Origin of the sequence: Catenovulum sediminis (genome assembly GCF_007289895.1) — a bacterium.
Taxonomy (GTDB): Bacteria; Pseudomonadota; Gammaproteobacteria; order Enterobacterales; family Alteromonadaceae; genus Catenovulum; species Catenovulum sediminis.
In genome coordinates this window covers 3,001,961-3,027,199 of record NZ_CP041660.1, presented here as the reverse complement: position 1 = coordinate 3,027,199, position 25,239 = coordinate 3,001,961, and the positions used below count along the sequence as shown (strand labels likewise).

Here is a 25,239-nt window from a genome sequence, read left to right as displayed (position 1 = left end):
TGAATCATTAATTAGGCAGATAGAATGAATATCTTAAACAATATATCAATAAAACATCGCTCATACATCAATGTACTGATTACATTAATCGGTTTAGTGGGTATTGTGATGGTTTTATTGTTCGAATCTAACCAACTCATCAAGCTAAATAATATTCGAGCGGAAGTCGCAAACTTAGAAAGTGAAACGTTAAGACTGAGCAGCAATGAATATCACTTTATAACACAACGCGATCTGGCATATGCAGAGGCGTTTAAAGTGTCACTACAGCGCCTAAATACTAAAACAAGCGAGCTGCAAGCATCTTTAAAGGCTTTTGATATAGAAACCCGCCATCTCACTACATTCAGCCATAATATAGAAATTTACAACAAGTTATTTAATCAAGTTGTTCGTCATCAAACAAACTTGGGGCTTGACCACAAATCAGGTAGTTATGGCAAATTACGTGCCGCCGTGCACAATGTAGAAAGCCAAGTAAATGCAATTAATGAGTATGAGTTATTGAGCCTGATGCTCCAACTTCGGCGAGCCGAGAAAGACTTTATGCTGCGACTAGATGAGAAATATTTAGATAGGTTTAATACGCTAGTCAAATCATTCTCTGCTACGCTAGAAGCTAAATTAGAAGAGCCTGTTATAAAAAAAAATATCCAAGCGGCTTTAGAAAAATATTTAGCTAATTTTGAAGCATTTGTTGCTGCGCAAAAACAACTGGGCCTAACTCCAGACACTGGGTTAATTGGTGAAATGAACGCAACAATTAACGAAACCATTGACGGTTTAGCACGCCTCTTAGCAACATCCGAATCCGCTTTAGAAGAAAAACAAAGTGATACCGTTACCAAAGCCTTATCAATAGCTTTCATTGTCGCGCTGGTTATTTTCTTGCTCAGTTTCTACTTCGCCCGCCATATCGTAGCACCAATCAATTACCTGTGTGAAACCATACATAATATTCGCCAACAAAATGACTTAACACTCAGAATAAAGAGTCAGGGAAAAAATGAAATTAGCTTCTTAAGTCAATCATTTAATGAATTACAAAATGACTTCTTAGTTGCCATTCGTTATATCAACGAATCAACAAAAAAACTTGAAGGCGCCACCAGTCAATTAGAAACAATGACCACCCGCACACAAAAATCGACAGAAAAACAACAAATAGAAGCAGATCAAGCGGCCACTGCAACCACGGAGTTACAGTCAACCGTGGCTGAAATTGCACGCAATACTGATTTAGCCGCAAACAATGCAAATACCACAGCAACGTTAGCAATTAATGGTAAAAAACAAGTTGAGCAAACGGTAAGTGTTATTTCTTCTTTGTCTGAAAAATTATCAACGGCCAACAACGAAATTCAAAACCTAGAACAAGACAGCAAAACTATCGGTTCTGTGTTAGAAGTCATTCGCGCGATAGCAGAGCAAACTAACTTACTCGCGTTAAATGCAGCCATTGAATCCGCTCGCGCCGGCGAACAAGGTCGAGGATTTGCTGTTGTTGCCGATGAAGTCAGGAACCTTGCCATGCGTACACAAGAGTCCACCGGTCAGATTGAAGACAATATTGCCAACTTACAGGGTCGTTGCACTTCCATTGTAAGTATGCTGAACACCTGTTTATCTGATAGCGAAAAATCGGTTAACGAAGCACGTCAAGCCAATGAAATGCTAGACAAAATAAGCGAGGAAACAAATTCAATTTCAGATATGAATAACACGATCGCTTCAGCAGTCGAAGAACAAAGCAGCGTGACCGAAGAAGTGGGTAGAAACGTTGTCGCTATGCGTGATATTGCAGTTGAAATTCACCAAATGGCAAGCTCCAACTCAGAGATCGCTGCAACTATTACCGATAGCTTACACGATCTCTCACATTCAGTTGAACGCTTTAAAGTTAACTAGCAGCAACTTCATTAATTAAACGACGAAGCCAAATATGGCTGGCATCATGATGTAACAAAGGTGACCATATCATGTCCAGCTGTATTTCTGGCAAGTCCATAGGTGGGTCGAGCAAGACAATATCCGGCTCATGTAAATAATTCAAAGTGGCTCTTCTAGGCACGGTAACCATTAATTGCTTGGCCAATGCCAATTGAATAGCGACATGGTAATTACGGGTAAATACACGTATTTCTCGTTTGCGGCCTAACTCTTCAAGTTTTTCATCGACCCAACCAAGCTTTTGGATATCTGTTGGATCCATCCCTAGGCCGACACCGAACCCGGTTTTACTCACCCAAATATGTTGAGTTTTACAATACGCATCTAAATCCCAGTTGCCCACAAAAGGATTATCTTTGTGTGTTAAACACACAAAACTATCTGACCAAACAACTTTTTGATGAAACGAAAGAGGTAAATCGTCAAAGCGATTAATCGCCATATCAATTTTACCTTCTTCCACGTCGTGGAAAGTGACATCACTGGGCGTCATCACATCCAAAGAAACATTCGGCGCGAGTTCTTGCAAACGAGAGAGTAATTTAGGTAATAACGTCGACGCAGCATAATCACTCGCCATAATTCGAAATACGCGATTACTTTTAGCTGCTTCAAAAGGGTCAGTCGGCTGCAGTGCCTCTTCTAAATCTAACAATATTCGACGGACAGTTGGCTGCAATTTACGCGCTTTCTCCGTCGGAGACATACCGTCAGAAGTACGCACTAAAACAGGATCATTTAGCAATTCACGCAAACGCTTTAAGCCGTTGCTCATTGCCGGTTGAGTAATGCCCAGTTGCTGTGCAGCTCGTGTTACATTTTGTTCGCGAAGCAGGACGTCAAGATAAATTAATAAATTGAGATCTATTTTTGAAATATTCATTTTGGTTATAGATTTTCATAAAACAATCAACAAAATGAATGGTAGTGTTTTTTTGAATAAGGGACAAGTAAAAATATCAATAAGTCGGGAAAAAATTAAGCTGCAACCGACTTGGCTGCAGCGCTAACGATAATTATTCAGCAGATTGCTCGTCAGTATCTTCTTTATATTTAGCGGCAGTTTCTTTGATCAAAGGTTGAAGCTCACCTTTTTGAAACATCTCCAAGATAATATCACATCCACCGATGAGTTCACCTTCAACCCACAATTGCGGAAAAGTCGGCCAATTAGCATATTTCGGTAATTCTGTTCGGATATCTGGGTTTTGTAAAATATCGACATACGCAAACGGTTCACCACAATTCATCATTGCTTGAGACGCTTGAGCCGAAAAGCCACAACTTGGTAACTTTGGGCTGCCTTTCATATATATTAATATTGGGTTTTCGCTGATTTGCTGTTTAATTTTTTCTAAAGTATCCATCGACACCACCATTTATCTAAATTTAACGCCTATTGTAAAGTAAGTTTGCGATTGACCCAAATTTTTCCCTTGTTTTTCGCCTATTGTTTTTCGCCTATATTAATAGTGAATAACAAAAATAATTCGCTAGACTTAATTTGCCCTTGAGAAAAGTAACTTGAGCCCCTACTTTAGTAGTCGATGTATTTTAGAAAACCCTAAGCAAGTTAGGTTTTATCTAATCATAAATAAGTTACTATTAAACTGAAGTTTAAATAATAACGCTAGCCAAAACGGAGAAAATATCATGGCATTTGAATTACCAGCATTGCCTTACGAAAAAAATGCATTAGAACCTCATATCTCAGCCGAAACGCTTGAGTATCACTATGGCAAACATCATCAAACTTATGTGACTAAATTAAATGGCCTGGTTGAAGGTACTGATTTAGCTTCTAAGTCGTTAGAAGAGATTGTAAAAACTTCTTCTGGCGGTGTATTCAACAACGCAGCACAAATCTGGAACCACACTTTCTACTGGAACTGTTTAAGCCCGAATGGCGGTGGTGAACCAACAGGTAAAGTTGCAGATGCAATTAACGAAACTTTTGGTTCATTTGAAGCATTTAAAGCTGAGTTAAATGACAAAGCAGTTAACAACTTTGGTTCTAGCTGGACTTGGTTGGTTAAAAACGCTGACGGCAAACTTGCAATTGTTAATACCTCAAACGCTGCAACCCCATTAACCGATGCAGGTGTAACACCATTATTAACTGTTGATTTGTGGGAACACGCTTATTACATCGATTATCGCAACGCACGTCCTAAGTACCTAGAAGCTTTCTGGGCACTTGTAAATTGGGATTTTGTTGCAAAAAATTTAGGTTAATTCAACAAGCTTAAATTATCCCCTAATTAAGGACGCAGCTAAGCGTCCTTTTTTATTAATGCCTCTCCTAGTTCAAAAATTTTTCTATTTTATTTTCTTGTAGTTAGTCTAAATACGGGTCTAAGCTTAAGCTAAGTCTGTAAACAAATAATTCCTTCTGATTGCAAACTGAATCGCGAAATCTTTCGTAAAAGTTGTATCTTGAAAACGGTGGAGGCCTGTATGGGTATATTCGAACACTTTCAACAAAGGTATGAATTAAAACAACAAGAAGAGTATTCAATACAAGAATTTTTGGAGCTGTGTAAAACTGACAAAACCGCATATGCCAATGCTGCAGAGCGATTGTTAATGGCTATTGGCGAACCAGAAATGGTTGATACGTCGCAAATACCCCGTCTCAGTCGCATCTTCTCCAACCGAGTTATTGCCAGATACCCTGCATTTTCTGAGTTTTATGGCATGGAAGAAGCTATCGAACAGATAGTGTCTTATTTACGCCACGCTGCACAAGGTTTAGAAGAGAAAAAACAAATTTTGTATCTCTTGGGGCCTGTTGGGGGGGGAAAAGCTCACTTGCCGAAAAAATTAAAAGTTTAGTTGAAAAATGCCCAATCTATATTATTAAAGACTCACCAGTTAATGACCACCCGCTTTGTTTGTTTGATCCGACAGAAGACGGAGAGATATTAGAAAAAGAATTCAATATCCCCCAAAGATATATAAAAACAATTATGTCGCCTTGGGCGCGAAAACGCCTTCATGAGTTCAATGGAGACATATCTAAATTTAAAGTCGTTAAAGTTTATCCATCCGTATTAGATCAAACCGCCATCGCAAAAACCGAACCTGGCGATGACAACAATCAGGATATCTCAGCTTTAGTCGGTAAAGTAGATATTCGTAGATTAGATGAATACGCTCAGCATGATCCAGATGCATATAGCTATTCAGGCGCACTATGTCGCGCGAATCAAGGGGTCATGGAATTTGTAGAAATGTTTAAAGCGCCAATCAAAGTGCTTCATCCACTATTAACTGCAACCCAAGAAGGTAACTACAATCCAACTGAAGGCATGTCAGCACTACCCTTTGACGGTATAATTTTGGCACACTCAAACGAGTCTGAATGGCAGTCGTTTAGGAACAACAAAAACAATGAAGCTTTTTTAGATAGGGTTTATATCGTAAAAGTGCCTTATTGTTTAAGAGTATCCGAAGAAATAAAAATATATAACAAGCTGATTGAGAGCAGTGAGCTGGCCACCGCACAATGTGCGCCAGGCACTTTAGAAACCTTAGCTCAGTTTTCTGTTTTATCACGCGTCAAAACACCCGAGAACTCGAGTATTTACTCCAAAATGCGGGTATATGATGGTGAATCACTGAAAGATACCGATCCTAAAGCTAAATCTTATCAAGAATATCGTGATTTTGCAGGTGTTGATGAAGGTATGAGCGGGTTATCCACACGATTCGCCTTTAAGATTTTATCTCGAGTCTTTAATTTTGACCATACTGAAGTCGCAGCAAACCCAGTGCACTTATTTTACGTACTCGAGCAACAAATTGAGCGAGAGCAATTTCCTGCCGATGTATCAGAACAATACCTTGAATTTTTAAAAGGGTATCTGGTCCCTAAATATATCGAATTTATCGGTAAAGAAATTCAAACAGCGTATTTAGAATCTTATTCAGAGTATGGGCAGAATATTTTTGATCGTTACGTTACCTATGCAGATTTCTGGATCCAAGACCAAGAATATCGAGATCCGGAAACCGGTCAGTTATTTGATCGAAGTGCGCTTAATAATGAATTGGAGAAAATTGAAAAACCAGCCGGTATTAGCAATCCAAAAGATTTTCGCAATGAAATTGTCAATTTCGTACTGAGAGCGAGAGCGAAGCATTCAGGCAAAAATCCAAGCTGGACCAGTTATGAAAAACTACGCACGGTCATTGAGAAAAAAATGTTTTCCAATACGGAGGAGTTGCTACCCGTTATTTCATTTAATGCCAAAACATCTTCTGATGATCAGAAAAAACATGACGATTTTGTAGAACGCATGATGGAAAAAGGATATACCCGAAAACAAGTACGCTTGTTATCCGAGTGGTACCTAAGAGTTCGCAAATCATCCTAAGCAAGTAATCACATTTGCTAAGACTCTGTGCGACCGTTAATGAACTGAATGTGAGCGGTCGCAAAAAGATGATTAACGCAAAGAGGATCATATGGCGAATTTTATTGACCGTCGTTTAAACGCGAAAAACAAAAGCACCGTAAATAGGCGTCGTTTTTTACGACGTTATAATCAGCAAATCAAACGTGCTGTCTCTGATGCTATTAATAATCGCAGTGTAACCGATCTCGAATCAGGAGAAAGCGTAAGCATCCCTAAACGAGATGTTTCAGAGCCGGTTTTCCATCAGGGTCGCGGTGGCGAACGAGATATGGTGCATCCAGGTAACGATCAGTTTAAGCCTGGCGATCAAATGAAGCGTCCACCAGCTGGACAAGGTGGAGGCTCGGGCGAGGGTCAAGCGAGCCCTGATGGTGAAGGTGAAGACGAATTTGTTTTTCAAATATCAAAAGATGAATATTTAGATATTTTGTTTGATGATCTTGAATTACCCAACTTGAAAAAAAATCAACTTGCCAAAGTCACGGAATATAAAACAGTACGCGCAGGATATAAAGCCGACGGCAACCCAAGCAGTATTGATATCGTTCGTTCTTTGAAAAACTCTCTGGCTCGCAGAACAGCAATGGCCGGTAAGTACAAAAGTCGTTTAAGAAAGGCTAAAGAACAACTGGAAGCTTTACTTGAAAATCCAATAGAACATGAAGCAGATATCAAAATTCTCGAAGCTGAAATAGAAACGCTAGAATCGAAAATAAAAAAAGTCCCGTTTATCGATGAGTTTGATTTGCGCTACAAAAATTACGAGCAGCAGCCTATTCCAACCAGTAAAGCCGTGATGTTTTGCCTAATGGATGTGTCCGGTTCAATGGATCAAGCAACAAAAGATATGGCAAAGCGGTTTTATATTTTACTCTATTTGTTTTTGACCCGCACTTATAAAAATGTCGAAGTCGTTTACATCCGACACCATACACAAGCCAAAGAAGTCGATGAACAAGAGTTTTTCTATTCGCAAGAAACGGGCGGAACGATTGTTTCAAGTGCTATCAAGCTGATGAACGAAATTATCCAAGACAGATACTCACCGAGCGAATGGAATATCTATGCCGCACAAGCGTCTGACGGCGACAACTGGGCCGACGATTCACCACTCTGCTCTGAACTAATGCGTAAAAATATCATACCGTTAGTACGCTATTACGCTTATATAGAAATTACCACACGTAACCACCAATCTTTGTGGCGAGAATACGAACAGCTGACAGCAGAATATGAAAATTTCGCAATTCAGCATATTAAAGAAGTTGCAGATATCTACCCTGTATTTCGTGAACTTTTCAAAAAACAGGTTAAATAAGGTAGGCGTATGGTACAAACAAATAAGCCGTTAAGTGATGGTCCGGATTGGACATTTGAGTTATTAGATGAATACCATCAGCAAATAAAAAGAGTCGCTGAACATTATAAACTGAGCACTTACCCTAATCAGATAGAAATTATTACCGCCGAGCAGATGATGGACGCTTATTCAAGCGTCGGTATGCCTATCGGATACTCTCACTGGTCTTATGGCAAAAAATTTATTCAGACTGAGCAAAATTATAAACGCGGCCAAATGGGCCTCGCATATGAAATAGTCATCAACTCAGATCCCTGTATCGCCTACTTAATGGAAGAAAATACCATTACCATGCAAGCATTGGTGATGGCACACGCAAGTTATGGCCATAATTCCTTTTTTAAAAATAATTACCTCTTTACCACTTGGACTGATGCTGGCTCAATTATCGATTATTTATTATTTGCAAAAAAATATATTGCCGAGTGTGAAGAAAAATATGGCATTGATAACGTTGAACAGACCATTGATTCTTGCCACGCCCTAATGAATTTTGGGGTCGACCGCTACAAGAGACCACAAAAAATCTCGATTGATGAAGAGCAAAAAAGACAAAAAGAACGTGAAGCGTATTTACAATCACAAGTAAATGACTTGTGGCGCACGATCCCTAAAAAAGCGTCTGAATTAGAAACGCAAAATATACGCTTTCCAAAAGAGCCACAAGAAAATTTACTCTACTTTATTGAAAAAAATGCGCCGTTGCTCGAACCTTGGCAACGAGAATTAGTGCGAATTGTGCGCAAAATATCTCAGTACTTTTACCCACAAAAACAAACTCAGGTCATGAATGAAGGTTGGGCAACATTTTGGCACTACACAATTTTAAATCATTTATATGATGAAGGCTGGTTGACCGATAGGTTTATGCTGGAGTTTTTATCCAGTCACACGAATGTCGTCTACCAACCGCCCTACAATAGCCCTTATTACTCGGGTATCAATCCATATGCATTAGGTTTTAATATGTTTGTAGATTTGCGCAGAATTTGCGAACACCCAACAGATGAAGATAAACATTGGTTCCCAGATATTGCTGGATCGGATTGGCTTGAAACCTTACATTTTGCGATGGAAAACTTTAAAGACGAAAGTTTCATCAGTCAATTCTTATCACCTAAACTGATGCGCGACTTTAAATTGTTCCACATCAAAGATGACGACCATAAAAACTATATCGAAGTGGCTTCTATTCACAATGAACAAGGCTACCGAGATATTCGGGAGGCATTATCTAAACAGTATAATTTAAGCAATCTCGAACCTGATATTCAGGTACACAATGTAGATGTGATTGGTGATAGATCATTGACACTGAGATACAAGCCACATCATAGAATCCCCTTGGCAGAAAGCCGCAGTGAAGTATTAAAACATCTATATCGATTATGGCAGTTTGACGTCAAACTAGAAGAAGAGCGGCCAGACGGTAGCGTACAAATTATTGAGAGGTGCCCAACCGTCGAGAAGAAAGTGCAAATTGATTAAACATCAGGGCTGAGTATGCCCTGATTTTGTTGCCTGTTGTACTCAATACAGCTACTTCACAACAACGGATTCCGCCAAAACAGGCATATCTGAACGATATTTTTGAAATATTTCTCCTGATAACATGCCATAGTCACGGATAAGCTCAGGCACTTCATTAAATTTACCGGCTTCCGTAATTGCAATAAATTTCATATAAAACGAGCGTGCAAGCTCTCTTGCATCTGGATGAGAAAAATAATAGTTACCCAGCTTGCTGTATAAAGCTTTAAACCCATTTAGTATTAATACGTATATTAAGTTGCCTGATGCCATTGCGAGCGCATGATGAAACTGATATTCAAACTCACTATAGGCTGCGCCATTATCTTCAATTTCTTGGCTTTCTTTCAACGCCAGTAAAACATCTTGAGGTGCATTTTTGACGGCCGCTCTCGCATAAATAGTCGCAACATTGGTTCTTGCTGAAAGCAAATTATCGACCAATTGGTCAGTATTTTGAGTATCCAAACGCACAATGGTTTCTAAAATATTCAACCCAGAGGTATACCAAACATCATTTACCAGTGTTGACTTTCCATGCTGGATCGTCAGCCAACCATCTCGAGCGAGTCTTTGTAAAACTTCACGCAAAGTTGTTCGGGTAACCCCGATTTCTTCTGAGAGTTCTCGTTCGGCTGGTAAAATTGTGCCAGGAGCATACTTCCCATTCCATATCGACTCAACTAAATACGCTTCAGCAAAAGCAGCAGGACTTTGTGCCTTAATATACATGTAAAATTCCTCGAAGGTTCCATACAAACTGGTAATACCAGTCTTGAGTCTAGCAATTAATTACCGCTAATCCAGTATTGGTGTGTTTTAACACAATCTAAGTTGCCAATTCTACAAATGAAGCATTATTTTGGATATAAACGAAGTAGCCAATAGTTTAATACACAATACTTTGAAAAATGATACAATCGCCGTCACTTCTTTTCTAAATACCTATACCTTTCATTAAATATGCAGCTCCAATACACAAATCTGGGTGAAGGCGAATCGATAGTTTTGTTACACGGACTATTTGGTAACCGCAACAATTTAAATACCTTAGCAAAATACCTCGCTAAAAGCTTCAATGTGATAAATGTGGATCTACGTAATCATGGTGAGTCTGCACATTCGCAATCGCATGATTATTTATCAATGGCACAAGATGTGGTAGAAACCATTCAACAAACAAGCATCGAGAAATACCACGTATTGGGTCACTCGATGGGGGGCAAAGTTGCGATGCAAATTGCGTTAAACTTCCCTCACCATGTGAATAAACTCATTGTTGAAGATATTGCGCCAGCTAGCTACCCAGATAGGCACAGTGCAGTATTTGAAGCATTACAAGCACTTGATCTAGAACACTTGAAAGATAGAAAACAGGCGCTTTCCGAACTCAATGCACATCTAAATGACATTAACACCTGCCACTTTCTACTGAAAAATCTAAAAAACGATGGCCAAAAATGGTATTGGCAGATGAACCTAACAACTCTGAAAAATTGTTACACAACTATATGCGGATTCCCTGGCAAGGAAACTGCATTTCATAACCCGAGTTTATTTATTAAAGGGGCAAATTCAGATTATTTACAAGCACAGCATTCAAGGCTTATCGCACAATATTTTCCGGCGTTTACAGCAAAAATCATTGAAGGTGCAGGACATTGGATACACTCAGAAAAAAGCGCTGTATTCAATAAAATTGTCTTAGATTTTTTGCAAAAATAAGCTCATAGAAGAAAAATATGATATAGTGCGCTATTTGATAATAATTCACATTTAATTTAATTAGCGGCAATTAGCATGACTTTTGAGCAGTTTGAAACATTGAGCTTTTACCTTGGCATATCAGCTTTATTTCTACTGATTGGTTTAGCCATTAAAGATGTATTGAAAACCGGAAACGTGCCCTTATTTGGCAAAATCATGGTTTGGTTAGTGCTCTTTTTAGGTTGTGCGGGCTTTTTAGTTAAAGGTTTAATTCAAGTTTTTTTTGATTCTTAAATAAGCGAGTTTTTGAAATGGCAGTCGTAGGATTATTCTTTGGTAGTGATACTGGCAATACCGAAGCTATTGCTAAAATGATACAGAAAGAGTTAGGCAAAGATCTCATTGATGTAAAAGACATTGCAAAAGCAACGAAAGAAGACATCGCCGAGTATGACTTTTTAATGTTTGGCATACCAACTTGGTACTATGGTGAAGCCCAATGCGATTGGGATGACTTTTTCCCGGATTTAGAGGAAATTGATTTTAACGATAAGATTGTTGCCATATTTGGCTGTGGTGATCAGGAAGATTATGCAGAATATTTCCTAGATGCCATGGGCATGGTTCGAGATATCGTTGAGCGTAAAGGTGCAACAATTGTAGGTCATTGGCCCACTGCCGGTTATGACTTCGAAGCATCTAAAGGTTTGGTGGATGATGATCACTTTGTTGGCTTAGGTATCGACGAAGACCGCCAACCAGAATTGACTGATGAAAGAGTCAAAGCTTGGTGTATGCAAATTTTTGACGAAATGTACCTGTCTGAATTTAAATAGCAAATCAATAACACTGGGTCGCAGCAACTTAATTATTGCTGCGACCACCCTCCATATATAACCTAGCGTTTCATACAAATATTTTTATATTATATAGATTACTTCTATACTTAAATTTACCGTATTGATAATGTCGATTAGGTGTTTATGGGAAAAAGAAGTCATTTTAGCCTACTTTTATTAGGCGGTGGTGCCCGGGCTGCGTATCAGGTTGGGGTACTTAAAGCAATTGCCAGTGTGATCCCAAGAAACCACGGTACGCCCTTTCCTATTTTATGTGGCACTTCAGCTGGAGCGATTAATGCGACTGCGCTTGCCTGTTACGCCTCTTGTTATCATTTAGGCGTTAAAAAACTAGAGTGGGTTTGGAAAAACTTCGAAACCGACTTGGTTTTTCGCAGTAACTTTTCAACCCTGTATCGCACACTGGTTAAAAATTTATCTTCTCGCAATGATGGCGAATATTACAATAAAACCATCAGTTGGCTTGATAATACCCCACTACAAGAACTACTTAGCCAACTATTAGACCTAGACCGCATACAAACAAATATAGATAGCGGTTACTTGGATGCGGTATCCGTTACGGCTTCATCATACCACTCTGGTGATTCGGTTTGTTTATATCAAGGAAAGGCCCATATCAAACCTTGGACTCGCGCAAAACGTAGAGGGTTACATAGCCCAATACAAGTCGAACACTTAATGGCCTCGTCGGCGATCCCCATGGTCTTTCCTTCCGTTGAGTTACATGGTGAATTTTTTGCAGATGGTTCAATCCATCAGCTCGCGCCACTTAGCCCAGCAATTCATCTAGGGGCTGATAAAATTTTTATCATAGGTATGGAACAACCCAAAAATCGATTTTCTTTTGTCGGCGAACAGGCAGTGCCTCCAACGGGTGGAGCAATTGTCGGACATTTATTAGATACGATATTTACAGAGGCTTTAGCGTCAGACATTGAACGTGTTGAACGTATCAATCAAACAATAAGTTATTTATCCGAGCCTGTACGCAAAAAATGCGGTCTTAAAAAAGTACAAACTTTACAAATTAACCCTTCAAAAAACTTTAATGAGATTGCAGCTGAGCATTATATGAGCATGCCATTTTCGATTCGTAGTTTGTTACGAATATTGGGCATTAACAATAAAACAGTAATGAATTCAAGCTTGATCAGTTATTTATTATTTGAAAAGGCATACTGTCAAGAGCTTATCCAATTAGGCATTACGGATGCGATGAACCGAATGGAGGAAATTAAAAGCTTCTTGGAAATCGATCAGTTAAATTAAGTTATCTATATTTGTATCATTTTTACTGCATAGGCAAAGCACGCTTCTACCAGACGCGAATAAAAAAGCGAATAAAAAAGGCGCTCGAAGCGCCTTTTTAACAGATAGTTTAAATCCTGAAAAGCTTAATCTTCCAATAAGATTCGTAGCATTCTGCGCAGTGGTTCGGCTGCGCCCCATAATAATTGGTCACCAACAGAGAATGCCGATAGGTAATCACCCCCCATCGCTAACTTACGAATACGACCGACCGGTACGTTTAGCGTGCCTGTAACCTTAGCGGGTGTTAATTGAGCGAGTGTACTTTCTTTATCATTTGGAACCACTTTAGCCCACTCGTTATGTCCGGCTAACATATCTGATATTTCATCTAATGGAATATCTTGTTTTAACTTGATAGTAAACGCTTGGCTATGACAACGCATTGTACCAATACGTACACATAAACCTTCAACAGGAACGACAATATCTGAATGGCCTAAAATCTTGTTGGTTTCAGCGCCACCTTTCCATTCTTCACGACTTTGACCGTTGCCCAGATCACTGTCAATCCATGGGATCAAGCTACCAGCTAAAGGCACAACGAAATTTTCTGTTGGGAAACCATCAGAATTTAAGGTTGCCGTTACTTTTTTATCTATTTCTAAAATAGCACTAGCCGGATCAGCCAATTCACTGGCAACAGACTGATTTAAAACGCCCATTCCGGATAACAATTCGCGCATGTGCTTGGCACCGCCACCCGAGGCAGCTTGATATGTCATCGATGAAATCCAGTCAATTGCATTGTTTGCAAATAAACCACCTAATCCCATCATCATCAACGAGACTGTACAGTTACCACCAACAAAAGTTTTAGTGCCGTTGGCTAAGCCAGATTTTATAACATCAGAGTTTACCGGATCTAAAATAATAATGGCTTCATCATCCATACGTAATGAAGATGCCGCATCAATCCAGTAACCTTGCCAGCCAGATTCACGCAATTTCGGATAAACCGCTTTAGTGTAATCTCCCCCCTGACAGGTGATGATGACATCCATTTTTTTCAGCTCATTAATATCAGTGCCGTCAATTAAGACGCCTGCTTCTTTACCAAAATTGGGCGCTGGTTTGCCCGCCTGTGACGTAGTGAAAAATACTGGTTCAATTAAGTCAAAATCCTTCTCTTCAACCATGCGATTCATCAACACTGAACCGACCATACCGCGCCAACCTACCAGACCTACTTTCTTCATGAAAATTTTCCTCGATGAGCTGAATAATAAAAACTTGGAGCTGGATCATACAGAAAATAACGCTATTCGGCTAGAATCATGCTGCAATTTAGCGCATAAATTATCTGAATTACTGCCCAATTAGTCTGTTAAAACACCGTTTTGATAGTCTTTAATGGCTATATCAATTTCACTTTGACTGTTCATTACAAACGGACCATATTGCGCAATAGGTTCATTTAATGGTTTACCGGCAATGAGCAAAAAACCGCTATTCTGTGGGGCTTCAAGCGACAATTGCCCTGTTTTGCTTAAACGCACTAATTCTTGTTGATTAACAACTACCTCTCCAATTTGCACCCTTCCAGCGTAAACATATATTAACGCTGTGAAGTTTTCAGGTATGTCAATTTCGATTACTTGCGTTTTATCTACTGAAAAGTCAAAATAAATAGGCTCGGTGGTCGCTTTTTGTACAGCCCCAGAGATAGAGGCCGCATTTACATTTGCCTGACCGGCCAGCGCAGTAATTTGCAATCCATCGAATTTATACATAGGGATATCATGCGCATGGATATCCTGATAACGAGCCGGCTGTAACTTATCTTTTGACGCCAAATTTAACCACAATTGAAAACCATGCAAACGCCCTTCAGTTTGTTTTGGCATTTCAGAATGAATAACCCCTTTTCCAGCCGTCATCCACTGTAAGCCACCATCTTGTAACAAACCAATGTTGCCCATATGGTCCTGATGTTCCATTTTACCTTGCAACATATAAGTAATGGTTTCGAAACCTCGATGAGGATGAGGTGGAAAACCCGCAATATAGTCATCAGCTTGCTCTGAGCCAAATTCATCTAACATTAAAAATGGATCAAATCGCTCGGTTTGACGACCACCAAAGACACGACTTAATTTGACTCCAGCACCATCTGAGGTTGCCCGAGCTACAATTTTTTCAACTATGGTACGCATTATCTTTACTCGCTCTCTTCAATTAAACTTTCTATTTCAGATTTAGCCGTTTCGAACGCTTGCTCTTTGTGCCCAGACATCGCCAAAGCTTCAGCATAGACAACAGATATATTTTTTAAGCCAATAAAATTTAGAAAAGTTTTAACAAAACTGACTTCGGTATCCTGAGGTTGATTCTTATGTATACCCCCTCTGGTCGTCACCAGATAGACAGGTTTATCATCAAGCAAGCCGATAGGCCCCTGTTCGGTATACTTAAATGTCACACCTGCTCTTGCAATATGATCAAACCAAGCTTTTAACATAGAAGGGACATTAAAGTTGTACATTGGCAGTGCAATAACTAAAATATCAGCGTTTTTAACCTCTCCAATCAGTTTGTCTGAATATGCAACCTTTTTGGCTTGTTCTGCTGTACGTTGCGAATCTTCAGTAGATAACGCTTGGATCCAAGCAGCATCCAAATGCGGAACCGGATCCTGCGAAAAGCGCCTGGTAACAACATCCAGTTTTGCGTATTTGCCCGCTAATCTATCGATTAAATGATCAATTAATTGACTCGACTGTCCGTGCTCACCAAAAATGCTTGAATCTATTCTCAATACTTGCTTATTCATACGACACCTCACTATTTTAATTATCAAAACTCACAAATAACTACCGACTGGGTAGCTGACAAGATCAGAATAGCTCGAATAATTGAATGAAATGCATTAAATTATGCATTAAATACATCAATATTTTAGATATATGAAACTCCCTAAAACGACTTTAGAACAATGGGTAACCTTTTTAACTGTCTTGGAAGAAGGGGGATTTTCCGCTGCAGCTGAGCGCCTGAATAAGAGTCAGTCGAGTATTAGTTATAATATTAAAAACTTAAACAGCGCGCTGCCACAGCCCGTTATGCAGCTTGTCGGTAGAAAAGCGCAGCTTTCGAAAAGTGGCGAAGCACTGCAACGCAAAGCAAAAACCCTAGTGGAACTGGCAAATTCAATAGAAATGGCTGCACAAAATTTAGCACAGGGATATGAGAGTGACATTACATTAGCAATTGATGCAATTGTTCACCACCCGTCTATTTTTGAAACACTGGCTGACTTTTCTGACAACTATCCACAAATTCGTATCAAAATATTAGAAACCACTTTATCGGCAACTGACGAGGCTTTACTTGAGCGCCAAGCAGATTTGGTATTCAGCCCACGTATTCCACCGGGTTTTCTCGGGACGCCGGTTGGCGAGGTAAAAATGGTTGCTGTTGCACGCTACGATCATTCGATATTCCGCAAAGGTGAGCAAATATCCGAATCTGAACTGCGTCAATTCAGACAAATTGTCATCAGAGATAGCGGTCTCAGAAGAAATCAAGATGCAGGTTGGTTAGGTGCAGAACAACGATGGACGGTAACAAACATCAATACATCCATTGATGCAGTCAAATCCGGAATAGGTTTTGCGTTTTTACCAGTCAGTTTCATTAAAGATGAATTAGCTCAACAGCAACTAAAACGTATCCCTTTACAAAATAACGCAGAACGCGTAATTCCGATTTATCTGATACAAGCTGAGCCCGATTGCGCAGGGATGGGAACACAAGCCTTGTTTAAGCACTTTGTGGAACATCTAAAATCAATTTAAGCTGGCTCTATCAACCACTCACAACGGCTATAGGCTGACTTATCCTGCGCTAATAGTTGTTGTAAATAAGGCAAGGCTTGTTGGATCTGTTGATCTAACTTAAAAGGCGCATTGACGATGGCCATACCTGAACCATGCATACCAAAATCACTGGCTTGCTGACAGATTGTTAATTCCGCTAATAATAAACTATTGAAACCCGCTTTTGACAAACTCGCGTAAAGAGATTCACTCTGATCTCTGCCGCGCGCTAAAATAGGATACCAAATTAAATATATCCCTGTAGGCCACTTTTTATAAGCTTTAGCAACACTATCAACAACCGCTTGATAATCTTGTTTAACTTCATATGCCGGATCAACTAAAACAACCCCTCTCGCAGGTTTAGGTGGGACGACCGCATTCAAGCCTTCAAACCCATCACGATGATGAATTGATGTTCTATTTTCACTGCTAAACAAAGACTTCAAATTTAAAACCTCCTGATTGTGCAATTCCATTAAAATCAGTTTGTCTTGCTCTCTTAAATTAGCACGTGCAATTTCTGGTGAGCCGGGATAAGACTTAATGTCTTTGTGAAAATATAATTGACAGAAATCAGCGTACTTTAAAAGCGATTCGGGCGCATTGTGCGCATCCACTAAGACCTTCTCAATGCCTGTTGAATATTCAGCATTTTTTAGTGCTTCTGCCGCGGATAAATCATATAATCCGCGCCCGCTGTGCGTGTCGAGATAAACAAAAGGCTTGTTTTTTTGTTTTAACTTGTCAATAACCGATAATAAAACAAAGTGTTTTAGCACATCAGCATGGTTTCCGGCATGAAATCCGTGACGATAACTTAACATTTTTTCGTAACTCTATTGAATTAAATCACTGCGCATACCATATACCTAAATGTAAAAAATACAATTATTTATGATTTTTTTTCTGGACAAAATCTTTAACGATTTAGAGGACTTAGGGTAAATGTTTACACTGTTGACAAAAAAAATCATAAAAAAATGAACTTTTACACTTGATTAACATCAAAGAATAATACAAATTATTAACATCAGATAACATTATGAATACTCAAGGTGATATGCTAATGAAATTGACTTCCAATAAATTATTGGGTGGCTTGGCATTTATGTTCTTTCTACCTTTTAACTCTCAAGCTGAAGAACAATCTGGCAGCTCAACAGAGCTATCAGTTGACGGTGATACCGTAAAACTTGCATTAAAGGTTAATAAAAAGTTAATCGAACATGATTTACAAATTGCCGAAAAACTGCCCGAAGTCGACTTATCAAAAGCGTCGAATTACCAAACCTTTATTGAGTACTATTTCCAAGAATACTTACCGGTCACCAAAGAAAATGGCCAACCTGTAAACTTGGCCATAAAATCAACCAATGTAGAAGGTGATACTGTGGTCTTTAACTTAGAAGCACCACTAGAAAACGCAAACATGTTAAGTATCAATAACCGTGTTTTATTTGATTCAAATGAAGAGCAGGTCAATAAAGTACAGGTACAAGATCATTCTTATACCTTCACCAATGCGGTTGATGAACCTTTAATCGTTTGGCAAAAAGAAGGGTTTGATGGGGTTATGGATAATTTTACAAGCTTAGATAAAGCATAATCAGGCTGCGTCCGCAATGCAGCCTGATTATTAACTGTGTTAACCGACTAAATAGAGTCGAATAGCTGCTCGTGTAAATGCTCAACGACTTTTGGCGCATCTTCTGATTGAGTTAAAAAGCAAAAATTATGTGCACTGGCACCTTGGCAAATCATACGCAAATTGAAATTTTCCAACGCGCTGAATAAACGACCACCCACACCAGACTTTGCCTGTAAGTGATTACCTATTACAGCAACCAATGAAAGATTTTCTTCGACCGTCACTTCACTAAATTCAGACAACTCTTGTAAAACCGCTTTATTTAACCCGCTATGAGTAGAGTTAGCTGGATTATCAATTGTTAACGCAACTGAAATTTCAGAAGTAGTGACTAGATCCACGCTGATTTTATATGCTGCTAAAATTCCAAATACCTTAGCTAAAAAACCACTGGCCAATAACATATTCGGACTCTTTACAGTAACCAATACTTGGTCTTTGCGTAATGCGATTGCTCGGTAAGGGGGTTTATTGTCAACTTTTTTATAAATCCAGGTTCCCCCCTCTTTTGGAGCTCGGCTACTTCCAACAAACACTCCAATGCTTCTGCGCATTGCCGGAATTAAAGTAGCTGGGTGCAGAATTTTAGCGCCAAAGGTTGCCATTTCAGCGGCTTCATCAAAACTCAGCTCAGCAATGGGTCTTGCAGCTTTTGTCAAACGAGGATCAGTGGTATAGATACCGGTCACATCTGTCCATATTTGTAAGGTATCGGCTTCTAACGCTTCTGCAATCAAAGCGGCGCTATAATCACTGCCACCACGGCCCAAGGTTGTCGTATGGCCTTGCTCATCCGATCCAATAAATCCCTGAGTCACAAAAACAGTACCTTCTAACTCTGGCGCAATCAATTTTTCAGCCTGAAGTTTAGTCAGTTCAATATTAGGTTCTGCCTTCCCATAATTAGCGTCTGTTTTTAATACTTGTCTGATATCAAAATTAACCGCATGAATTTTTTGCTGGCGTAAAACTTCCGCAAATAGCAGCGAAGACATTTGCTCACCGAAAGATTGAATTTGATCTTTTAGACGCATAGAGCCAACTAAACTATCTGAGTGAGCCACGTCTTTTAATTCAGCAAGCAGATTTTCAAGCGCCAACCTAACCCACTCTGGATTTCCTAACCGCTCGACTATCGCATATTCTATCGCTCGAATTTCGGCCAGAATATTATCTCGTTCAGCAAACGTCACATCAGCTTGAGTCAAACGCACCAATTTGTTTGTTACACCTGATTGAGCGGATACGCAAACGACTCGAATCTTAGGTTCATTGATAATAATTTCGGCACATCTAGACATAGCATCGAAATCCGCGACACTGGTACCACCGAATTTTGCAACGATTAAATTCTTCATAATTCCCCTGTTGTAATCAAAATGAGGGAAAGCGTAGGCTTTGGAATGAAGGTAGGCTTCACTGCAAAGTCCGAAAGCTCTCCACCTAATCTGGTGACAGTCAGTTGGATTCAACCACAGCTGACCGAGAATAAATTGGCTAAGTTGTTTATTCTCTCGGCGTACACTCCCCTGGCTGGTTGTCATAAAGGCTTAGCCCTCTATTACCAGTTACCTGAGTAACGCACCTCTTCCGGTCTTTGGGGCGGTTTAAACCGCCAAATTAAGACGCGCGCGCATTAAAAATCAATTTGTATTAAAAATCAACTCAATCTAACTGTAAAGGCATTAATTTAAATGAAATTCAGCTTATAAGCGGTTTCTTTATCATTGTTTTTAATCTAAAGTTTTAATATTCGACAGATACTTTAAAGTTGGCCAACATATTCAAAATATCTGAGTAAAAGCAAATTCGCCAGCAATAGAATAAGATAAATTATGAGCAATAAAAACACAGATAATAAATCAGACTCAATACAACAAAAACAAGTAAGTGACTGGGATGAATTACCCGATCTCGAAATTTATGATGATGATGAATTATCATTTATCAAAAAAGAGCAATCAGACGAAAACCTTTCTATCAGTGATGACGAGTTTAGTGACTTGATGATAGACGACGATATGCTTCCCGAAGATGAAAGCGATACTTTAGACATCAATGCGGAAGATCTTACAATTGAGTTAGCGGCTGATTTTCAAGACGAAGAAGAAGAAACAGATTTAGACGACATAGCCGAAATCGAAAAACTTGCGAATGAATACGACCAATTCGTCAAAACAGAAATCAATGCCAGTCAGCAGCTCAGTGAAAATGCCTCTTGTGAGCCAGTAACAGACGAATTTTCTGATAGCTTTAACCTTGATGAACTAGCAGATGACGATTACATCATCGAAGATAGTGACAATATTGATAATATTGATAATAGTGATGAGCCGCTGATAAAAGCAGATAAAGAGCAAGCTAAGCTTGTAGAGCAGAACGAAAACGAACTGCAAAGCAAACAAGAAGCTGAAGTAAAAGCAGTAAACAGCCAATTTACCGGTTTAGAAAGCCAATTGGCTGCACTAACGCTAGAAATACAACAATTGGCGTCGACCATTCGCGATGCCGTTTCTCCAGTTAAACAGACATCTGAAACGCCGCAAATCTTATCCGCAAATCCACAGAAATTATTTGCCACTGGCGTATATTACGCAAAACACGCTGATTACATTCATGCCGCCAAGTGGTTCAGGCGAGCAGCTTTAGCGGGACATGGAAAAGCCATGTTTTACTTAGGCATGATGTTTATCAAAGGAGAAGGGTTACCACAATCGGTTATTCACAGCTATGTCTGGATGAGCTTAGCTAAAGTATATGAAGTCAGTGAAGCCAAAGCCGCAATGACAGATATTCAACATCGACTTACCGCACATGAACTGAATCAGGCACAACGAATCGCAGCAGAAAAATATGAAGAAATAGAAAACCAACTTGCCAAACTGGCGTTGCAGTAAAAAACCAGCCGATTAACAAAAATAATGCCAGGAGGTCGTGAGGGTTGAGGTAAGCCACTATTCCTGTTAATCGGCATACAAAATATGTCTTATTGCAAAAATGAGGGGTATTCGACAATAATCTGACACATTTTGTAATTCTGGTCGCAAAAATCTTTGCAAATAAGGTTAAGCAATATATCTGCCACCTTTAAAAAATCACCTAACAAACTTCAAGTTTTAGTGATAAGAGAAAAAATAAATTCCGTAAATCGAGCAATTAACCTAACAAAGACAATGCTGCTTGAGGTCGCTGATTTGCTTGGCTTAATACCGTTGTACTGGCTTGCTGTAAAATCTGATTTTTAGTTAATGACGCGGTTTCTTCAGCAAAATCAGTATCTTTAATTTGTGAACGTGCAGCAGATACATTTTCCATAATATTGCTTAAATTTCTGATCGTAGACTGAAATCTATTTTGCAATGCACCCAAATCAGCGCGTGCTGAGCCAATCGTGGAAATCGCAGCATCAATGGCTGTTAAAGCGGCTGATGCATTTTGCTCAGTGGTTACAGAGATAGAGCCAACACCTAAACCTGAAGCGCCAAAGCCGCCTGCCGCACGAGAAAGATTAACCGAAATCGTTTGTCCACCATTGGCACCCACTAAAAATGCTGCAGAATAGCCACCTGTTAGCAAGTTTACACCGGCAAATTGTGTGGTCGATCCTATTCGACTGATTTCTGTTTTTAACGCAGATACTTCTTTTTGCAAAGCCAACCGGTCTGAAGAGCTATTAATACCATTTTGCGCTTGAATAGATAATTGGCGAATACGTTGTAACGAAGAAGTGATCTCTTGCATAGCCCCTTCCGCAGTTTGTGTTAACGAAATGGCATCATTTGCATTTCGAACGGCCATATTTAAGCCTTCAATCTGAGTTGTCATGCGGTCAGTGATTTGTAAACCAGCCGCATCATCAGATGCTCGGTTGATTCTAAAACCTGAAGATAATCTTTCAAAAGCAGTATTTAATGCATTATCAGAGTTGAATAATTGACGCTGAGCGTTTAATGACGAAACATTAGTATTTACAAATAAACTCATTTTCTCTCTCCTAACTTGGATTATTAAGTGCCTTGTTTTTATTGGTATCATCCGCTGACACTTAATATATCGGAGAGCTTTGCGCAATCTTTAGTCAGACACACGCAAATAATAGCGAAAAACTTTGCCGGTAAGCGGCAAACTTTCACTTATGGTCAAGCCATTAATCCCTTAGGCATTGATTTTATTGAGGTTAAAGCGGCAAGCTTTAAACGAAATTAAAATTATATTTTTGCAAAAATTCGTTAATTTTATCCTAAAGCTGTTAATTGAAGGCAAAAATAAGGACTGGACAGCATCGACCAGTCCTTATTGGAGTGAGTACAACTCACCCGCTTGGCCTGTAACCTATTGCACTACCTCCTGGCAATCCCCAAACGGGCGGAAGCAGAGCTTAAATCAGTAGAAATTAACCCAATAACGACAACGCTGATTGCGGTCTTTGGTTTGCCTGACTTAAGATAGTAGTACTCGCCTGCTGAACAATCTGATTTTTTGTCAATTCAGCAGTTTCAGTGGCAAAATCCGTATCCTTAATTTGAGAACGTGCAGACGAGACGTTTTCAATGATGTTACTTAAGTTACGAATAGTCGACTGGAAACGGTTTTGCAGAGCACCCAAATCAGCACGCGTGCCGCCGATAGTTGAAATTGCAGCATCAATTGAAGTGAGCGCTGCAGATGCATCTGAAGCGGTTGCAACAGTGAGGCTACCAATGCTTAAACCGGAAGCGCCGAAACCACTGGTTCTCGATAAATTAACCGAAATCGTCTGTCCGCCATTAGCACCCACTAAGAATGCCGCAGAATAGCCACCGGTTAACAAATCAACACCCGCAAACTGTGTCGTTGTACCAATACGGCTAATTTCTGTTTTTAATGCCGAAACTTCTTTTTGAAGTGCTGTTCGGTCAGCAGAGGTGTTGATACCATTTTGTGACTGAACCGCCAACTGACGTATACGCTGCAAAGAAGAAGTAATCTCCTGCATTGCACCCTCAGCAGTTTGGGTTAATGAAATTGCATCATTTGCATTACGAACTGCCTGATTTAAGCCTTGGATCTGACTGGTCATACGATCAGTAATCTGTAAGCCGGCAGCATCATCTGATGCTCTGTTTATTCTGAAACCTGAAGATAATCGTTCAAACGATGTATCCAGTGCAGTGCCCGAGTTAAACAACTGGCGCTGCGCATTCAATGACGAGACATTGGTATTTACGAACATACCCATAGTACTCACTCCTATGTAAAAAATGTTCTTTAGTAAAAGGGGCCTTACTAACTAATTTAAAGACAAAGCAAATATTATTAAAACTATTAACCTTGTCTTACTTAATTTATCGGCACTAAAAAACACTTCTTTAGGAATTAATTGTATATTTTTTGACTTTTTTACTTTTATTTAAACTAAATATTAGGAATATTTAAATAGATAGTACGCGAACAACGTTTCATGAAGTAGATTATGGTAATTTTATTATTTAAAACAGATAGGTGAGATTGTTTAAATCTAAAAAACTGCATAGCAAAACAGCCGGAGGAAATTCCTCCGGCAAGTCGCCACACAAGTTAGGAGAGAGTGAGCGAATTTGTACATAGGCCTGGCCTAATTTGAGCGCACCCTACCCGGTTGTGTCATTTTGAGTCCCAGCGATAATGGGCCAATCATAGGATTACCCTAACAATGATAATGCGGCTTGAGGTCGCTGGTTTGCTTGACTCAGCACCGTAGTACTGGCCTGTTGCAATATTTGATTCTTAGTTAATGTCGCCGTTTCTGTGGCAAAATCCGTATCTTTAATCTGTGAACGCGCAGAAGAGACATTTTCTATAATGTTACTTAAGTTACGAATGGTCGATTGAAAGCGGTTTTGCAACGCACCGAGATCTGCCCGAGCAGAGCCTACAGCTGAAATCGCAGCATCAATAGAGGTTAAGGCTGCTGATGCACCTTGCGCAGTTGCAACCGTTAGCGTACCAACGCCCAAACCAGAGGCACCAAAACCACCGGTTCTGGATAAATTAACGGAAATAGTTTGCCCACCATTTGCACCGACTAAAAATGCAGCGGAATATCCACCGGTTAATAGATCAACCCCAGCAAATTGCGTAGTCGAACCAATACGGCTAATTTCAGTTTTTAATGCCGAGACTTCTTTTTGCAGTGCGGTGCGGTCGGCTGAAGTATTAATACCATTTTGTGATTGCACCGCTAATTGGCGAATGCGTTGTAACGAAGAAGTGATCTCTTGCATCGCCCCTTCAGCTGTTTGCGACAAGGAAATCGCATCGTTTGCGTTTCGCACTGCTTGATTCAAACCCTGAATTTGGGTCGTCATACGATCGGTAATTTGTAAACCCGCGGCATCATCTGACGCTCGGTTAATCCGAAAACCAGACGATAATCGTTCAAAGGCTGTATCTAGCGCACCACCTGAATTAAATAGCTGACGCTGTGCATTTAATGAAGACACATTAGTGTTTACGAACATTGTCATTTTACTCTCTCCTAACAAATTTTGAGCGTAGTTATATGTAACCTTGTTATTATTAGAATCATCCGCTGACAATTAGGTTATCGGTGAGAAAAGACAGCTCTTTAGTAAAATTTTGGGTCAATTGGTAAATTAATTAGCTAAAGTTT

At 39.6% G+C, this 25,239-nt stretch carries 23 protein-coding genes, 1 pseudogene and 1 riboswitch; of the genes and pseudogenes, 13 read left to right on the top strand and 11 right to left on the bottom strand.

The window, feature by feature from the left end; genetic code table 11:
- Window positions 1-24 precede the first annotated feature (24 nt).
- Window positions 25-1,908 (top strand): methyl-accepting chemotaxis protein, encoded by a 1,884-nt coding sequence (locus tag FNT16_RS12800; protein WP_143871952.1) that lies wholly within the window; start codon window positions 25-27, stop codon window positions 1,906-1,908.
- Here the strand turns inward: FNT16_RS12800 and FNT16_RS12795 are convergent.
- Both FNT16_RS12795 and FNT16_RS12790 read right to left on the bottom strand, forming a co-directional pair.
- Window positions 1,901-2,833 (bottom strand): LysR family transcriptional regulator, encoded by a 933-nt coding sequence (locus FNT16_RS12795; protein ID WP_143871951.1) that lies wholly within the window; start codon window positions 2,831-2,833, stop codon window positions 1,901-1,903. The genes FNT16_RS12800 and FNT16_RS12795 overlap by 8 nt on opposite strands.
- Window positions 2,834-2,966: 133 nt before the next feature.
- Complete coding sequence (locus FNT16_RS12790) at window positions 2,967-3,317, bottom strand: Grx4 family monothiol glutaredoxin (protein WP_143871950.1); 351 nt, start codon at window positions 3,315-3,317, stop codon at window positions 2,967-2,969.
- Between the two features lie 286 nt (window positions 3,318-3,603).
- Between FNT16_RS12790 and sodB the strand changes: the two genes are divergently transcribed.
- From sodB to FNT16_RS12770, 4 genes and pseudogenes are all read left to right on the top strand, one after another.
- Window positions 3,604-4,185, top strand: a complete 582-nt coding sequence (gene sodB / locus FNT16_RS12785) for a superoxide dismutase [Fe] (protein ID WP_143871949.1) — start codon at window positions 3,604-3,606, stop codon at window positions 4,183-4,185.
- Between the two features lie 222 nt (window positions 4,186-4,407).
- Window positions 4,408-6,329: pseudogene (locus FNT16_RS12780) on the top strand (PrkA family serine protein kinase).
- Between the two features lie 91 nt (window positions 6,330-6,420).
- A complete protein-coding gene (locus FNT16_RS12775; RefSeq protein ID WP_143871948.1) occupies window positions 6,421-7,689 on the top strand; it encodes a YeaH/YhbH family protein in 1,269 nt (422 codons plus the stop codon).
- 9 nt (window positions 7,690-7,698) lie between these two features.
- Window positions 7,699-9,219 carry a SpoVR family protein gene (locus tag FNT16_RS12770; protein ID WP_143871947.1) on the top strand — a complete coding sequence of 507 codons (1,521 nt, stop codon included), beginning with the start codon at window positions 7,699-7,701 and terminating at the stop codon, window positions 9,217-9,219.
- A 51-nt stretch (window positions 9,220-9,270) separates the two neighbouring features.
- Here FNT16_RS12770 and fadR read toward each other — a convergent pair whose 3' ends face one another.
- On the bottom strand, window positions 9,271-9,993 hold the full coding sequence (gene fadR / locus FNT16_RS12765; protein ID WP_143871946.1) for a fatty acid metabolism transcriptional regulator FadR: 723 nt from the start codon (window positions 9,991-9,993) through the stop codon (window positions 9,271-9,273).
- A 231-nt stretch (window positions 9,994-10,224) separates the two neighbouring features.
- Between fadR and FNT16_RS12760 the strand changes: the two genes are divergently transcribed.
- The 4 genes from FNT16_RS12760 to FNT16_RS12745 all read left to right on the top strand — a co-directional run bounded on the left by FNT16_RS12760 (window position 10,225) and on the right by FNT16_RS12745 (window position 13,100).
- A complete protein-coding gene (locus tag FNT16_RS12760; RefSeq protein ID WP_143871945.1) occupies window positions 10,225-10,986 on the top strand; it encodes an alpha/beta fold hydrolase in 762 nt (253 codons plus the stop codon).
- Between the two features lie 75 nt (window positions 10,987-11,061).
- Entirely contained in the window at window positions 11,062-11,262 is a 201-nt protein-coding gene (locus FNT16_RS12755; protein WP_143871944.1) for a DUF2788 domain-containing protein, read from the top strand.
- A gap of 17 nt (window positions 11,263-11,279) precedes the next feature.
- Complete coding sequence (fldA, locus tag FNT16_RS12750) at window positions 11,280-11,804, top strand: flavodoxin FldA (RefSeq protein ID WP_143871943.1); 525 nt, start codon at window positions 11,280-11,282, stop codon at window positions 11,802-11,804.
- Between the two features lie 147 nt (window positions 11,805-11,951).
- Window positions 11,952-13,100, top strand: coding sequence for a patatin-like phospholipase family protein (locus tag FNT16_RS12745; RefSeq protein ID WP_143871942.1), 1,149 nt, complete (start codon window positions 11,952-11,954; stop codon window positions 13,098-13,100).
- A 125-nt stretch (window positions 13,101-13,225) separates the two neighbouring features.
- Here the strand turns inward: FNT16_RS12745 and asd are convergent, their stop codons facing one another.
- The 3 genes from asd to FNT16_RS12730 form a co-directional block, all read right to left on the bottom strand.
- Window positions 13,226-14,338, bottom strand: coding sequence for an aspartate-semialdehyde dehydrogenase (gene asd / locus FNT16_RS12740; protein ID WP_143871941.1), 1,113 nt, complete (start codon window positions 14,336-14,338; stop codon window positions 13,226-13,228).
- Window positions 14,339-14,458: 120 nt separating this feature from the next.
- Window positions 14,459-15,295, bottom strand: a complete 837-nt coding sequence (locus tag FNT16_RS12735) for a pirin family protein (protein ID WP_143871940.1) — start codon at window positions 15,293-15,295, stop codon at window positions 14,459-14,461.
- Window positions 15,296-15,300: 5 nt separating this feature from the next.
- Window positions 15,301-15,912, bottom strand: a complete 612-nt coding sequence (locus FNT16_RS12730; RefSeq protein WP_143871939.1) for an FMN-dependent NADH-azoreductase — start codon at window positions 15,910-15,912, stop codon at window positions 15,301-15,303.
- 133 nt (window positions 15,913-16,045) lie between these two features.
- Here FNT16_RS12730 and FNT16_RS12725 point away from each other — a divergent pair, with 133 nt between their 5' ends.
- Window positions 16,046-16,936 (top strand): LysR family transcriptional regulator, encoded by an 891-nt coding sequence (locus FNT16_RS12725; RefSeq protein WP_143871938.1) that lies wholly within the window; start codon window positions 16,046-16,048, stop codon window positions 16,934-16,936.
- Here FNT16_RS12725 and FNT16_RS12720 read toward each other — a convergent pair.
- Window positions 16,933-17,784, bottom strand: a complete 852-nt coding sequence (locus FNT16_RS12720) for a 23S rRNA (adenine(2030)-N(6))-methyltransferase RlmJ (RefSeq protein WP_143871937.1) — start codon at window positions 17,782-17,784, stop codon at window positions 16,933-16,935. The genes FNT16_RS12725 and FNT16_RS12720 overlap by 4 nt on opposite strands.
- A 242-nt stretch (window positions 17,785-18,026) precedes the next feature.
- Between FNT16_RS12720 and FNT16_RS12715 the strand changes: the two genes are divergently transcribed.
- Entirely contained in the window at window positions 18,027-18,566 is a 540-nt protein-coding gene (locus FNT16_RS12715) for a DUF6702 family protein (RefSeq protein WP_143871936.1), read from the top strand.
- Between the two features lie 47 nt (window positions 18,567-18,613).
- Here FNT16_RS12715 and lysC read toward each other — a convergent pair whose 3' ends face one another.
- A complete protein-coding gene (gene lysC, locus FNT16_RS12710; protein WP_143871935.1) occupies window positions 18,614-19,966 on the bottom strand; it encodes a lysine-sensitive aspartokinase 3 in 1,353 nt (450 codons plus the stop codon).
- 66 nt (window positions 19,967-20,032) lie between these two features.
- Window positions 20,033-20,206: riboswitch (Lysine riboswitch) on the bottom strand.
- A gap of 237 nt (window positions 20,207-20,443) precedes the next feature.
- On the opposite strand from lysC, the gene FNT16_RS12705 reads away from it, so the two are divergent.
- Window positions 20,444-21,505 (top strand): tetratricopeptide repeat protein, encoded by a 1,062-nt coding sequence (locus tag FNT16_RS12705; protein WP_143871934.1) that lies wholly within the window; start codon window positions 20,444-20,446, stop codon window positions 21,503-21,505.
- A gap of 259 nt (window positions 21,506-21,764) precedes the next feature.
- On the opposite strand, the gene FNT16_RS12700 is transcribed toward FNT16_RS12705, so the two are convergent.
- A complete protein-coding gene (locus tag FNT16_RS12700; RefSeq protein ID WP_143871933.1) occupies window positions 21,765-22,592 on the bottom strand; it encodes a flagellin N-terminal helical domain-containing protein in 828 nt (275 codons plus the stop codon).
- A 27-nt stretch (window positions 22,593-22,619) separates the two neighbouring features.
- Here FNT16_RS12700 and FNT16_RS12695 point away from each other — a divergent pair, with 27 nt between their 5' ends.
- Window positions 22,620-22,814 (top strand): hypothetical protein, encoded by a 195-nt coding sequence (locus tag FNT16_RS12695; RefSeq protein WP_143871932.1) that lies wholly within the window; start codon window positions 22,620-22,622, stop codon window positions 22,812-22,814.
- Between the two features lie 187 nt (window positions 22,815-23,001).
- Here the strand turns inward: FNT16_RS12695 and FNT16_RS12690 are convergent, their stop codons facing one another.
- On the bottom strand, window positions 23,002-23,826 hold the full coding sequence (locus FNT16_RS12690; protein WP_143871931.1) for a flagellin N-terminal helical domain-containing protein: 825 nt from the start codon (window positions 23,824-23,826) through the stop codon (window positions 23,002-23,004).
- Window positions 23,827-24,268: 442 nt separating this feature from the next.
- A complete protein-coding gene (locus tag FNT16_RS12685; RefSeq protein WP_143871930.1) occupies window positions 24,269-25,093 on the bottom strand; it encodes a flagellin N-terminal helical domain-containing protein in 825 nt (274 codons plus the stop codon).
- Window positions 25,094-25,239 lie beyond the last annotated feature (146 nt).